This window comes from Pseudoalteromonas sp. Bsw20308, assembly GCF_000310105.2.
Classification (GTDB): Bacteria; Pseudomonadota; Gammaproteobacteria; order Enterobacterales; family Alteromonadaceae; genus Pseudoalteromonas; species Pseudoalteromonas fuliginea.
On record NZ_CP013138.1, the window covers coordinates 2156295 to 2170071 of the forward strand.

Consider the following 13777-nt stretch of genomic DNA (forward strand, 5'->3'; position numbering starts at 1 on the left):
TTATTTATTGTCGGTTGCCAATACAACGACGCGTTCGTTAATTAATAGATCATCACTTTCGTTATAAGAAACTAAATAAACGCCCTGATCAGGCTCATTTGTGTAGCTGCCGACTAAAAAATAATTAAGTCGAGATTGTTCATCACTGATACTTTGACAACCACCAAGGCAAAAAATAAAAGATATAAAAACAAACAGCTGAGCGCACTTTTCAAGTCGTATATGTAATCCTGTTAGCCATAAACTCATTTATTCAATTCCCTTTACTTAATTTGAATTTCAAACAGTGCTGCAGGCACATTTTTAGATGGATGAGCGAATTCTAGAATCAAGTGTTGCGTTGTTATAGGCTCAACTAAATCGATTTTATTAATACTTTGATAATTACCCGTAACGTGTGCAATTACCTCACCAGAATCTGTTTTAATTGTATAGGTTTGCACACAATAAGGTACCTGGTCTTCGTTATGCTCCATTAATACGGTTTCTAACGCATGGTCAAAGTCACTATCAAAATAAAGAACTATTTGCCTCATCGTTACTTTTTCTGGCCATACTAACTTTAGGGTTGGCGATGGTTCTGCTAAGTCAGCAACCCATGCATTCGTTTGTAGCCAAGGCCTCACAAAGCCGTTAATTACCTGCGTCGCTTGGTGATTATGAATGGCGGGAGATATACCGATTGCCAAATTTTGACCGTTTGGCCGCCGCGCTGGTGTCCAAAATTCAAACTCTTCAAGACCACTATTTTCAGGCACTGTTTGTTTGCCTTTATTTGATACCGCTTTGTGAACTTTATTGAACACAACCATAGTGCCCGTAATGAGCTGCTCTGTGGTAGCAAGCTCTATATCACTGTTTTGTAAAAAACAAATGAACCCGTACTGCATCTCTAAGCTGCAATCGCTAAAATCAAACTCGAGCGTACTTTCGCCCGCCGTGACAGACAAACTGATAGTTTTATTTATAACATCTGGCGTATAGTTTTCATGCTTGATACTAGTGCGTAATTGGCACGTTAACTCTGTCTCTTTATGAGCAAAAACCGTTATGCTAATTGTTGGTCCTTGGCCTTTTGCAAAAGCAACCAACTGTGCACACGATGAATCTAATTGCATTCTACGGCCGCTAGGTTGAAAACCATTGAACACTAATTCACTCGATGCAGTAATAGAGGCTTGGGCTGCTAAATTATTGTGCTTATCTAAACGAATCCCAGGGATACTTTGGCCATTTAGGTTCAGGTTTTGCTGTAACTGTGCCATGTGTTCTGGCTGTAATAGCTCTTTGGGTGTGATATTGAGTTTATTACACATAGCAGCAGCTGCCCCCACCGCTTGTCCGCCGTGTGCGCAGGTGATCATAACTCGTGTTGAGCCAAACGCCATATGTGTTGCGCTGATTATTCGTCCTGCATAATATAAATTATCTATATCACGGCTAACAAAGCAGCGGTACGGTATTTGGTAAACCCCTTTTGAATGATATTGAGAGCAAGGAGGTCGTTCGCTGTATATGCCTTCAGCGGGGTGAATATCAATCGCCCATCCACCAAAAGATACAGCATCATTGAACTGGGTTTGCTCAATAATATCTTGCTGTTTTATCATATATTCCCCTTCAAAGCGCCTGCTTTCGCGTTTGCCAGGAATTGTGCCTACCCATTCTAAAGTTAGATTTTCGACATCATCAAACCTGCCGCTATTTTTTATGTAGTCCCAAATTCCGTAAACGAGTTTCCAAAGCTCCCATTTAATATCCTCCGTTTCATAAATAGTATCGCGTATTCCGCCAAATTCTATCCACCAAAACTTACAGCCAGAGTCACTTCCGGCAATATCTTTACAGCGAGGTATCGCCTCTATTTTTTCATACGAGTAAGCAAAATCAGGGGCTTTGTAACTAATAGGCTGATCCATTTTTTTACTGTAGAAAAATAATGTATGGCCAAGTAACTCCATGTTCTCTTCATCAGATGCTAACAGCTCACCAAACTCTGCTTTTGATTCAGCACCAATTCTGAACCCCGCTCCAGCATTAAACGCAACAAGGCCATCACCGGTCGCATCACAAAATAACGGCGCACTAATAATGTAATGAGTAGAATTTTGACTGCAAAATGCCTCTACACAGGCAATCTTAGTGCTGTGTTGTTTATTTACATCAACCACAGAGGTATTTAACAACAAGGTAATATTTTTTTCGGCAATTACTTTGTCGAGCAAAATGGTATCAAAAATTAATGGGTTACCGTGTCTGTTTAACTTAAGATTATCCAGCATGATCTCATCAATAACCCCACCCTCGCGTGACCAGCGATTATTGTTGCCCATATGCGATGTTGCCCCCAACGCCCATAATCTTACTTCGCTTGACGCATTACCACCGAGTACGGGACGATCTTGAATTAACACAACCTTGCTACCCGCTCGCGCCGCACTGATTGCTGCACATGTACCTGCTAAGCCACCACCGGCAACCACAAACTGAGTATTTAATTGTTGTTTCTTATTTTCGCGTGCAGCTTCATTAAAGTTTTGCTTAATCATAACTCTTGATCTCTTTTTCTTGTTTTTGATATGAGCGTTTATTTTTTAATTCTGGGCTTAATGACTGCGCAAAATAAACACTAGGCTGGTGAGGTACATCCGTGACTTTTAATTCTTTTTCAAGCTCATTTACCATTAAACTACAATCAAATCTGGCTAAAAAACTGTGTTTATTGCGCGCTTGTTTGTCTGAAAAGTGGCACAAGCCCCACTCAATCCCGTTTGCTTTGCTTGCACAGTCAAATGCATTGGCAACATAAGGACCTGCTGCAATTGGCATCAGGGAGGTCACTGCGGCAATCGAAAAGTTCACCCCATCAGGTGAATATTGAATGGTGTTACTTTCATTGCCATTTCTGATAGTAAAAGCAGCTATTCCTGATTTAAACGGAAAATAAGTAGTTTCGTGGCCTGAGTTTAAAATAGGGTTCAGAGGGTGTTTTTCAAAAGGCCCAAAAGGATTATTCGCGGTTGCCAAGCCATTACCCACTAAGTAATCAGGTCTATCTCCGTAGGCGGCTTTATAGTATAAATGTATTTTTCCGTTATAAATTAATAAATAAGGGTCATGAATCGAGAATTGATCCCAACTTCCCGGCTCACCATTTTCAATAATAACCTCACCATGTGGCAACCACGGTCCATCTGGCGTATCGGCAACTGATAGTGTTACCGGACAATGATCACCTTTCTTACCGCTAGCTTCATTAAAGGCTTGATAATAAAGATAATATTTATTTTCATAAATCAAGATATCTGGTGTACTAACCGAGCGCCAACCTAACTGCGGGTGCTTGGGCCTGGTGACGGCGATACCTTGTTCAACCCAGTCAAATCCATTAATACTAATGGCATAGCCAATTTCGGATAAATCCCAATCAGTGGAGGGAGTCAACTCGTTACAGTGCTGCGCCCCTTTTGGTGGGAATTGAGTGCACCGTTTTGTGTACCAAACATAATAAAGACCATCAACTTTTATAATTTTAGATGGGTCGCGTCTTGAAATAGTCCCATCATTATTATGATAGCTAAACCCAGTGAGCTCAGTGTACTTAAAACTAGTAAATAAAGGATTGTCTTCCGGACGAGGGGTTAAATAGTTGTCATATAACCTCGACATTGCAGCACTCAATTCTCGTGCTGGTTTTTTAGCTGGAATATCCCATGGGTAACTTTGCTGCTTTAATTTGTTATTGCTATTGCTCATTGATACGTACCTTTACTGCCTTACTTCTAAACTTAAAAACTAAAACACCCCCTAATATAAAAATGCCACTGCTTATTACTGTTATTTCGATTTTTCCGGTAGTTGCAATTGCGGCCAACGAAAGCATAATCGCGCCAGTAGAGAGAATACCAAACCCTAAAACTCGAATACCATGATTGTTATCCGCACTTTTTTCTGGAGTTATTAATTCGGCCGTCGGTTTAATTTGGCTTAATTCGACTAAATAGTTTTCATAACACGCAGGTGTTTTTCTTTGTGCTCTTAAGTACAACTCAAATACAGTTAGCATCAATACAGGAAATAACACCCCCATCATCATCTCCTGCGCTCTATCTAAGCTAAAATCAAATAACCAAGGACTCACAAACTTAAAAAAAGCATTCACCAGTAAACTAAAAATAGTGGTTATTAAAATCGTTTTTCCAGTTTGATAACGAGAAAAAAGCAACCAAATGGGTGGTAAAAACAACGGTCCACCAGTGAGTGCAGCCATGGTCATTACCACTTCAACTACACCACCAAGTAAGGGAATTAGTAACGCAACAATAATCGTAATTAGCCCGAGTACGCCAGTTGCAATTCGACCGACCTTAACTAGCGTAGCTTGGGAAGCATCTGGTTTTATAGTTTTATATATGTCATTACTGATAACACCTGCGACGATGTTTAAAGACGTGTTAATTGAGCTTGATGTCGCAAATACCATTCCTGCTAGCATTAATCCAAGCATCCCTACTGGCAATACTTCTTTGCACATTTGCAAATAAGCTCCTTCACTTTCAAACCCAACTAGACTGGGGTTCATCGTTCGGTAAATCATCGGGGCTAACATCCAAACTACTGGGCAAATAAGATAAAGAATCGCAAATAGTCCCCCAACCTTTTTTGCATCCTTTGGTGTTTTCACACTGGTGAAGCGTTGAATATAAGACCAGTTACCAGCAATAAAAAATAAGTTATAGAGCCCAAAGGCAAAGATAAACTCCCATGAATACTCATCATTTACTAAGTTAAAAAAATCATCAGGTGCTTTGTCGATAAAGTTCTCAATGCCGCCAATCGCCTCAAATGATAGCGGTACCACAATTAATACCGCTGCAGTGAGCACCACAAATTGCAAAATGTCGGTAATTATCACCGCCCATAAACCGCCAACAGCGGTATAGGCTAAGATCAATAGTCCTAAAATGATGACGGTATATTCAAGAGATAAACCCGTAGCGACTTCAACTATTTTTGCCACTGGATATAAAAAAGCACCAGTCGAAAAGCTCGCAATTAAGAGAAAAATATAGGTATAAGTTCTTTGTACATTTAAGCCAAGGCGCTGCTTAATAAATTCGGCTGCGGTTAATACACCGGTTTTCTGCCATTTAGGCGCAATAAATAAAGCAATCAACACCCCTGCTAAACACATAGTCCATTGAATAGTAATCGCCACCCAGCCATGCTTATATGCAATAGCTCCCCATACAACAAATGTACCTGCCGAGAAGAAACTCATAAACAGTGACAACCCGCTCATCCACCAAGGTAGCGCGCCTCCCGCAGAGAAAAAGCTTTTCATATTCTTTCCAGCAGCAGAAAAACTTAAACCACACCCAATGATCAATAAAGAAAATATAACGACTACACTTATATCAATAATATGCATAGCCTTAGTCCTCGCTATTTTCTTTTCGGGTATAGTACCTAACCCAATCTATCGCCATGCTGGTACCATCAATATCATCACTTACAGGACCTGCAATCGCCGCTTTTAAAATAGCTAAACTAAATAACATCGTTGTTTCACTAAAACAGACATCATTTCTCATGGTGTAATAGAGTTCACCGTCAAAATAAAAATTAAAGTAATCTTTATCCCATTCAAGCCCATAGGTATGAAACTCTTTTGAAAAATCAGCAACGTTAGCGGCATTATATGAGGTGATTTTTTGCCAATTTTCTCCATCGTGATACTCGATGTTGTAATCGGAAATTAGGTTTCGATAAGCACCTTTATCAACACCATGCTCTTGCAACCAACCATTTATAAATTGAATAGCGCCAATTTCATGCGACTTATCCCAACTGAGTTCTAAAAACTTTTCACCATGCTTTTCTGACACCCAGCGTGTTTGCGGATTACCATCAATAGCAAAAGACTCTTCTGATATTAACTTATTAAATAACCCATTCGTTTTTATAGAAACATCGTCAGCTTGCGCTAAATTGCTTATATTCTTTATTTTTTCTTCGTCAAATGCATCAGGGTATTGAGCGCTAGGCGCAAAGACTCTAAATTCAGAAATATGAAGAGACGTAGGATTAGTCGATGTTAATCGTATTTTTTTAGTTTTAACTGACTTGTTAAACTCAACAGTGTGATCAGGCTTGCCGATTAAAGTGTGGTGTAACTGGTTATCACTGTGAGTAACACGGCCATTTGGTAGTGTATAAGTATCAGTCCAGTTATGTACGTTGGTATTAATTATATTAGGGAAATGCCCTTCATTAATATCAATCTCGCATGCCTTTAAGCCATCTTTAACCCCTTGTTTTGGCCAAAACCAAAATGAGTTATTCGTGCCATAGGCACCAGCATATTTAAAGCGAGCTTCAAAATAGCCATAATGAAATGAGCGTTTTGACCAAATATTACCTGTCGTCCAGTCTTGGCCACCTCGAGGTTCTTTCTTTGCTAATAAGTGCAGTATTCCGTCTTTAACTTGTGCATTATCGCGCCAGCGACTACTTAATACCCATGGGTTTTCTGTCGGCCCATTTTGAGAAACCCAGTTTTTATCTAATTCAGCATTTGCATAATTAAACTCATCATTCCACTGTAATTGCCATGTTGAGGAGTCAAGTTCGCGTGGTTGATCAGCACCAGCAAAAAACGATGTGACAACTATTGTTGCCAGCGTACATTTAGAAAATACTTTAAACATGTTTTACCCTTTCTTGTTGTTTTATCTAACGAGTTATAAGTTTTATTTCATGCTAGGTATTGTCTTGAGAAATCAAAATGACACTATTTTTATTAAAAAATAAAAAAGCCCGCAGTAATACTGCGGGCTTTTTCATTATCTTATCGTTTTAGAAATTAATACGGGCATTAAGTCTAAGTGTTCGGCCAGTATGGTATTGATAAACCGTACGCGACTTGGTTGCTTCGCCTTCAAGTGGACTCCCTTCAGAGAAAGTCTGACCACCAGCGGATAAGAAGCGACTAGTAAAGTACTGGCGTACGCCCTCATCCGTTAAGTTTGCTACTTGCAGTGAAACCGTCATTTTATCATTTACTTTATAGCTTGCTGAAAAATCAAGCGTCTGGCGTCCCTCTTCCCACAAAGAACCATTTTCCCAAGAGCGTTGTACTAACTGATCAGTTGTACCTTGGTATGATAGACGAAGTTGATGACCGTCCTTTTCCCAAAAACCTGTCAGGTTGTAGCTATGCTCTGGTGTATAAGCAACAGCAAGCGATGGTAGCTTAACATTGCTATCAATTGATGATACTTCTTGGTCATACTCACTATCTTGATATGTGTAGTTAGCTTGTAGTCCCAAACCAGACCAAATACCAGGCAAATTGTCGTAAGTTTGCATGTATTGTAGCTCTAGACCTTTGATCGACGCGCCTTTACCGTTTTTAATACGCGTAGTATTGAACTTGGCACACAACTGTTCTAAATCATCAGAATATAGCCATTCTTCTTGGTAGTCTGTACTGCCTTGAAAACGTCTAGGCATACATCCTTCAAGGCTGTCTTGTCCTGAAATAAGTACAAGATCATTCGGGTCGTAAGTTTCACCTTCAGTTAAACCTATACCACGTAAATCATCCATATAAGTCACAATAGTTTCTGACTCTTCAAAGTTAGTCATATCTTTGTAAAACAAAGTTGCAGCTAACAGACCAGACTCATTAAAGTACCACTCATAAGAAATATCTAAATTAATTGATTCTAATGGATCAAGTTTAGGGTTAGTGAGCGTGATAGTATTATTACGATTTTCACCACCCCACTGTGTTTCTCTTACCTTGAAGCCTGGGCGCAACGAGTCTATTTGAGGGCGAGCCATTGTTTTTGAGGCCGCAAAACGGATTATGGTATCTTCATCATACAAATAATTAATATTTAAACTTGGCAAGAATAAATCATAGTCATGCTCATCTGTCACACTGAATGAACGAAGGCTTCGATCCTCAGTTGGTAATAAGTTGCCATTATCATCAAACTTGCGTTCGCCATAAACATAATTTTTTTCTGTTGATACATCAGAATGGCGCCATAACCACCACTCAGATTCATTTGGATTCCCACGTACAGCATTAGAATCGTGACATGCACCTTGGTCAGCTAACGCAGTATCATCTCTTAAGTCTTTTGTAGCATTTGTGTCGTAGCCCAAACCGTCTACACGAGACCAACGTGTTTCTGCATTATAATCAGTACCATAGAATAAAATTGGCGCACATTCAGGTAAACTAGTATCGCGTAGCTCTGCCAGTTTAAATGGGTCCATTAAACGAGCTGCGTTAGATGGGTCAAATGCAAACTGTACTCCTGATGCACCTTGAACCTCTACTGTGGTTTTAACATAACGAACGCCAAAATCACCTGAAATCTTACCATCCATCAATTCAAAGTTTAACTTAGTGTAAAATGCTAAGTTGTCTAGTTCAGTATTGCGTGTATTCGAATCATCCGTATTAAAAGCAACTTCGGTACTACCTTGGGCAACTTCAAATGCTTTAAATGCTGAAAAACGGTTCCAACCATCTGTAATGCTATCACGAGCATAACCAAGACCAGCCATAAAGTCATCAACTGGAAACTCTTCGCCATCAGTTATCAAATCGCCAGAAATATCGCGCAATCCACTGCCCAATACAGCCGGGTTACCAGTGTAAGGGTTTGTTACCACAACGCCCTCACCTACTGAGCTGAATGTACCAATTTGCGCATCAACGTATTTTGTACGGTTTGACCATTTAGCACCAAACTCAATCGATCTAAAATTATCGAAATTAAGAGCGTAATCAAAATCTACAAATAATGATTTTTGGGTATCTTCAACTTCATTTAATGAACGGCTCATATATGAAAGATGTTGAGCCCTTAGTTCATCAGGATTAAAACCTGTTGTACTGTAGTTATCCCACACATTCAGCGGATCACCAAAATTGTCATTAGGGCCATAATCAATTAAACCCTGACCCGCAACTAGCGTACACACGGAGCTGCTAGTACAATCATAACCAACAGGCTCTATATCTTCTGGCGGTACATTATTGATTATCCACGCATTAATATTTCCAAAGTTTTGTAATGCAACGTAAACTGAGTTATTAGGTATTTGCTGTGTTTTTGAATAGCCAACACCTGCTTTCATCGCAAATGAATCGGTAAAACTATGATTCATATCTAATGACAGGATCTGATTTTTATTTTCAAAATCGCCTTCAGATTGCACAAGTCCACCATTACTAAAACGGTTTACAAATTTTGTAAACGTATTCGTTTCAAGATCAATAGTTCGCCAACTTGCTTCGGGATCTGTAAATAATGCAGGGCCTGTACCGCCCAAGCCAGGGTCAACACCTTCAATTAAATTTCCATATTGAGACGAGCGCGTGTTAATACCATGCATTGAGTTATTTATATCTTGCTTACCCAAAATAGCATTAAAATTAAATTCAGTATTCTCTGATGCTATCCATTGCAAACCAATATTAAAATTAGTTCTATCATTTTCACTTTCATGATATTGATACTGAACATTACGAGGGGCTATACCGACAACGTTTTCAACAATATTACCGTTTGTATCTGTAGCTAGAGGCGACTCTAATGCATACCACTCCGTTGCTGAAAATTGGTCTTTACGATAAGTATTTGTTTCTTTAACTGCGGTAACCACCACACCAAACGTATCATCAAAAAACTTTCTTGAAAAAGTACCTGATACTTTGTAGTTATCTTCTTCAGACAGATCGTTATAACGGCCTTCAAGTGTTACCGTATTTATTTCATAATTTAAATCAAGTGGCTTGGTTGTACTAAGGTTAATATTTGCGCCCAACGCACCTTCTTCATGATCTGCACTTGGGGTTTTTACAACCTCTATCTTAGATAAGATATCTGAAGAATACTGTGATAAATCGACACCTTGGCTATAGCCAGTTGAGCCCAATTGCACCCCATTCATACTAATATTGTTTTGTTGTGAATTAGCGCCACGAACAGTTACCCGTGCGCCTTCACCATCAACAGTTTGTACAGATACCCCTGTTACGCGTGAAAGCGCATCAGCGATGTTTTGATCAGTGGACTTACCAATGTCTTCAGCGTTTATGGAGTCAACAACGTTTTCAGCAAAACGCTTATCATTAATGGATTTTTTAAGACTCGCCGCTAAACCGCTTACTTCAATTATTTCAATATCGGCTTCTACTTTCGTTTTTTCTTGTGTGCTTTCGTCTTGCTTGGCATACACCAATTGTGTTGCAAGTACTGCGGCCGTAATCGCGCTCAATTTGAACGCTTTGTTGATGATTGTCATGTGTGTGTTCCCTTTCTAAGGTTTTATTATGTTGGCAGGTTAATCTTTTGTAAACAATAATATAATAACCAAACAATTGTCAACTGTATTTTGTTAACAATAATTGTTTAATTATAAAAAATATTTAACGTATGAACATTAGGGCGTGTTGACCTTTTGTTATAAACATTTTTCAGTAAAAATACATTGAGTACTATGAATCAATATAACCAGTGGGGTTATTACTTTGCCAACGCCATGTGTCGATCATCATATCTTCTAAGGTAAACGTGCACTGCCAATCTAGTATCTTTTCAGCCTTGGATGAATCTGCCCAAAATGCAGCTAAATCACCTTCGCGTCGCTTAACAATATCAAAGTCGATATTAATGCCTGTGTGGCGTACAAATGCATTAACTATTTGTAATACCGAATACGGTGTCCCTGTGCCTAAGTTAAATGCTTCATATAATGAATGGCTTTGATCCTTTAACCATTTAAGCGCTTTTATATGACCATGCGCTAAATCGCTTACATGAATGTAGTCGCGCTCGCACGTACCATCTTTAGTTGGATAATCACCACCAAAAATAGCTAATTTTTCACGCTTCCCTACAGCAACTTGAGCAATAAAGGGCATTAAATTATTTGGAATACCTAATGGGTCTTCGCCAATTTGACCACTAATATCTGCACCAATTGGGTTAAAGTAGCGTAAGCTTGCAACTTGTAGTCCCGTCTTAGAAGCCACTATTTCTTGTAGTATTTGCTCAATCATTACTTTTGTTTGCCCATAAGGGCTAGCCGCGCGACCAAGCGGTAAATCTTCGGTGTAAGGTACTGATGCGCCTTGCCCATAAACGGTGGCTGATGAGCTGAATACTAATTTATTCACGCTAAATTTGAGCATGCACTGACATAGGTTTAACGTAGAGACCAGATTGGTGTAGTAATATTCCAACGGTTTTTCTATTGACTCCCCCACCGCCTTTAAACCTGCAAAATGAATGACCGAATCAAACTGATGCGTTGTAAATGCGGCGCATAACTTATCGTAATCAAGTAAACTGGCATGAATAAATTCAACTTTACGTTGCGCTAAAGCTTCAACACGAGTTAACGATTCACGACTCGAGTTACTTAAATCGTCAATCACAACAACGTTATAGCCATCTTTTAATAAGCTTAAAACAGTGTGGCTACCTATATAGCCTGCGCCTCCCGTAACCAGTACTTTTTTCATTGAATTTTCCTCACGTTCTTATGAGTGATACACCAGCAGACGGTAAGCTGGTATAAATAGACTCTTTCAAGCCTGTTAAACGCTCGTATTGCGACTCAACAGCAGCAATAACATCTTTTACCAGTATATTTGGGTACAAATGCGACGACACACCCGCCAAAGCCTCCACCAGTCATTCTTACACCACCATTGTTTTGTATTACTTGGCTAATAATATCCACCAATGTGTCTATCTGCGGTGTAGTTATTTCAAATAAATCACGCATAGAGCCATGGCTTTGAGCCATTAATGTACTAAGTTTCGTTATGTCGTTATGAGTAAAAGCCTGCATAGCTTCAAGGGTGCGGAGATTTTCATAAACAATGTGCTCTACACGTTTAGCAACGTCTTTATTTAGCATATGTTTTTGCGATTCATACTCCTCAATACTCACCTCACGTAAACTTGACTTTGAAAAAGCTTTAGCGCCGCTATAGCATTGCTCGCGTCGAAGGTTATACTCGCTATCGAGTAAGCCGCGTTTAACGTTGGAATTAATCATTAAAATGGTCATAGCAGGGTCAATGCTCACTTCCACTAAATCAAGTGAGCGGCAATCTATCCCTAGTGCTTTACCTTGTGTACCACACGCCGATATAAGCTGATCCATAATTCCACAGTTACACCCTACAAAGTTGTTCTCTGCTGCTTGTGCTATTTTTGCAATCTCTTTACGTTCAATAAACAATTCACATAAATGATTAAACGCATAAGCAATACCTACCTCAAGTGCAGCCGATGAGCTAAGACCAGCTCCTTGCGGGACATTACCTGTGATGCATATGTCGCAGCCACTGAGTTGATGATTTCGTTTTTGCAGTTCATCAACTACGCCGCGAACATAATTACTCCACGTTTGCGTACTGTGGCTATTAAGCGGTTTATTTACTAAAAAGTTGTCGGTTTGGTTATCGCAATCAAGTGCAAGTACATTTACTACATCGTCAGTTCGAGGTGACACTGCAATGTAAGTAGCGTATTCAATGGCACAAGGCAGTACAAAACCGTCATTGTAATCGGTGTGCTCACCAATTAAATTAACACGCCCAGGGGCTTTGACAACAAAGTCGGCATCGCGTCCAAAGTGGTTTAAAAAAGCTAACCGTGCGCTTTGTTCAACATTCATTTAGTGTTCTCTTTATAATGCGTTAGTGATTGTTTCTTCAAAATAGTGGCAGCTTGCTCGGGTGTTATATCACGCTGTGCTTCGGCCATCATTTCGTAACCAACCATAAATTTTTTCACACTGGCTGATCGTAGTAATGGCGGTAAAAACTGCGCATGTAATTGCCAAAATAAGTGGCTTTGACCATCATAAGGCGCGCCATGCCAGCCCATAGAGTAAGGGAACGAGCACTGAAATAAGTTATCGTAACGAGTCGTTATATTTTTAATAATTTCAGCTAGAGTACTTTGTTGAGTGTCTGTCAGCTCTATCATTTGAGTAACCGCAAACCGAGGTAATAGCAGTGTTTCAAATGGCCATGCAGCCCAATAAGGGACAACCACAAGCCAATCATCGTTTACACATACTACGCGTTCATTTAATTCCATCTCACGTTTTGCGTAATCGAGCAATAAACTACTGCCATACTGTTTATAATAGTTACTAAGGTTTGTATGTTTACGTGCAACCAAACTCGGTAATTTATTTTGTGCCCAAATTTGACCATGTGGATGCGGGTTAGAGCATCCCATTACAGCGCCTTTATTTTCAAACACCTGAACCCAGTTGTAAGTTTTTGATAACTCTTGGCATTGCTCTTGCCATGTGCTTACTACATTTGTAATTTGCGAAACACTGAGCTCTGGTAGTGTTTTTGCATGATTAGGCGAAAAACAAATAACACGCGCAGTGCCACGCTCTGTATGCATGCTAAATAGGGGATCGGTTTGCTCCACATCAGGCACACCTTCACGCAAGGCGGCAAAGTCATTAGTAAACACAAAGGTGTTTTTGTAATCTGGATTTACTTCGCCGTTGATACGCGTATTGCCTTTACATAAAAAGCAGCTTTCGTCGTATTCTGGTTTAACCTCAATATCTACACTTTCTTCTTGACCTTGCCATGGGCGTTTAGCCCTGTGTGGCGACACCAACACATATTCATTTAATAATGGGTTTAAACGCCGATGTGGATGCTCTGTCGGGTCAAATTGATTTTGTTGCTCACTCATTGTTT

9 protein-coding genes are annotated in these 13777 nt (G+C 39.7%); all 9 read right to left on the bottom strand.

Features of this window, described 5'->3' with window-relative positions:
- The 9 genes from D172_RS09275 to D172_RS09315 all read right to left on the bottom strand — a co-directional run bounded on the left by D172_RS09275 (position 1) and on the right by D172_RS09315 (position 13772).
- The gene (locus D172_RS09275; RefSeq protein WP_007376619.1) at positions 1 to 249 is read right to left on the bottom strand and encodes a hypothetical protein; all 249 of its coding nucleotides are present in this window, start codon (positions 247 to 249) and stop codon (positions 1 to 3) included.
- A 14-nt stretch (positions 250 to 263) separates the two neighbouring features.
- On the bottom strand, positions 264 to 2549 hold the full coding sequence (locus D172_RS09280; RefSeq protein WP_007376620.1) for an FAD-dependent oxidoreductase: 2286 nt from the start codon (positions 2547 to 2549) through the stop codon (positions 264 to 266).
- Positions 2542 to 3756, bottom strand: a complete 1215-nt coding sequence (locus D172_RS09285) for a glycoside hydrolase family 117 protein (protein ID WP_007376621.1) — start codon at positions 3754 to 3756, stop codon at positions 2542 to 2544. The genes D172_RS09280 and D172_RS09285 overlap by 8 nt, the downstream gene beginning before the upstream one ends.
- A complete protein-coding gene (locus D172_RS09290; protein ID WP_007376622.1) occupies positions 3746 to 5431 on the bottom strand; it encodes a sodium:solute symporter family protein in 1686 nt (561 codons plus the stop codon). Before D172_RS09290 ends, D172_RS09285 begins: the two co-directional genes overlap by 11 nt.
- A 4-nt stretch (positions 5432 to 5435) precedes the next feature.
- Complete coding sequence (locus D172_RS09295; RefSeq protein WP_007376623.1) at positions 5436 to 6710, bottom strand: family 16 glycosylhydrolase; 1275 nt, start codon at positions 6708 to 6710, stop codon at positions 5436 to 5438.
- A gap of 148 nt (positions 6711 to 6858) precedes the next feature.
- Positions 6859 to 10332 carry a TonB-dependent receptor gene (locus D172_RS09300; protein ID WP_007376624.1) on the bottom strand — a complete coding sequence of 1158 codons (3474 nt, stop codon included), beginning with the start codon at positions 10330 to 10332 and terminating at the stop codon, positions 6859 to 6861.
- Positions 10333 to 10525: 193 nt separating this feature from the next.
- Positions 10526 to 11554: a UDP-glucose 4-epimerase GalE gene (gene galE / locus D172_RS09305; protein ID WP_007376625.1), complete on the bottom strand. Its 1029-nt coding sequence runs from the start codon at positions 11552 to 11554 to the stop codon at positions 10526 to 10528.
- Positions 11555 to 11649: 95 nt separating this feature from the next.
- Positions 11650 to 12720 (bottom strand): galactokinase, encoded by a 1071-nt coding sequence (gene galK, locus D172_RS09310; protein ID WP_007376627.1) that lies wholly within the window; start codon positions 12718 to 12720, stop codon positions 11650 to 11652.
- Positions 12717 to 13772 carry a UDP-glucose--hexose-1-phosphate uridylyltransferase gene (locus D172_RS09315; RefSeq protein ID WP_007376628.1) on the bottom strand — a complete coding sequence of 352 codons (1056 nt, stop codon included), beginning with the start codon at positions 13770 to 13772 and terminating at the stop codon, positions 12717 to 12719. The genes galK and D172_RS09315 overlap by 4 nt, the downstream gene beginning before the upstream one ends.
- Positions 13773 to 13777: the final 5 nt, after the last annotated feature.

What these genes read in the sequence shown, in the direction of transcription:
- D172_RS09275 (WP_007376619.1), bottom strand. Translation starts at nt 249, where the DNA reads ATGAGTTTATGGCTAACAGGATTACATATACGACTTGAAAAGTGCGCT.
- D172_RS09290 (WP_007376622.1), bottom strand. Translation starts at nt 5,431, where the DNA reads ATGCATATTATTGATATAAGTGTAGTCGTTATATTTTCTTTATTGATC.
- galE (WP_007376625.1), bottom strand. Translation starts at nt 11,554, where the DNA reads ATGAAAAAAGTACTGGTTACGGGAGGCGCAGGCTATATAGGTAGCCAC.
- D172_RS09295 (WP_007376623.1), bottom strand. Translation starts at nt 6,710, where the DNA reads ATGTTTAAAGTATTTTCTAAATGTACGCTGGCAACAATAGTTGTCACA.
- D172_RS09280 (WP_007376620.1), bottom strand. Translation starts at nt 2,549, where the DNA reads ATGATTAAGCAAAACTTTAATGAAGCTGCACGCGAAAATAAGAAACAA.
- D172_RS09300 (WP_007376624.1), bottom strand. Translation starts at nt 10,332, where the DNA reads ATGACAATCATCAACAAAGCGTTCAAATTGAGCGCGATTACGGCCGCA.
- D172_RS09315 (WP_007376628.1), bottom strand. Translation starts at nt 13,772, where the DNA reads ATGAGTGAGCAACAAAATCAATTTGACCCGACAGAGCATCCACATCGG.
- D172_RS09285 (WP_007376621.1), bottom strand. Translation starts at nt 3,756, where the DNA reads ATGAGCAATAGCAATAACAAATTAAAGCAGCAAAGTTACCCATGGGAT.
- galK (WP_007376627.1), bottom strand. Translation starts at nt 12,720, where the DNA reads ATGAATGTTGAACAAAGCGCACGGTTAGCTTTTTTAAACCACTTTGGA.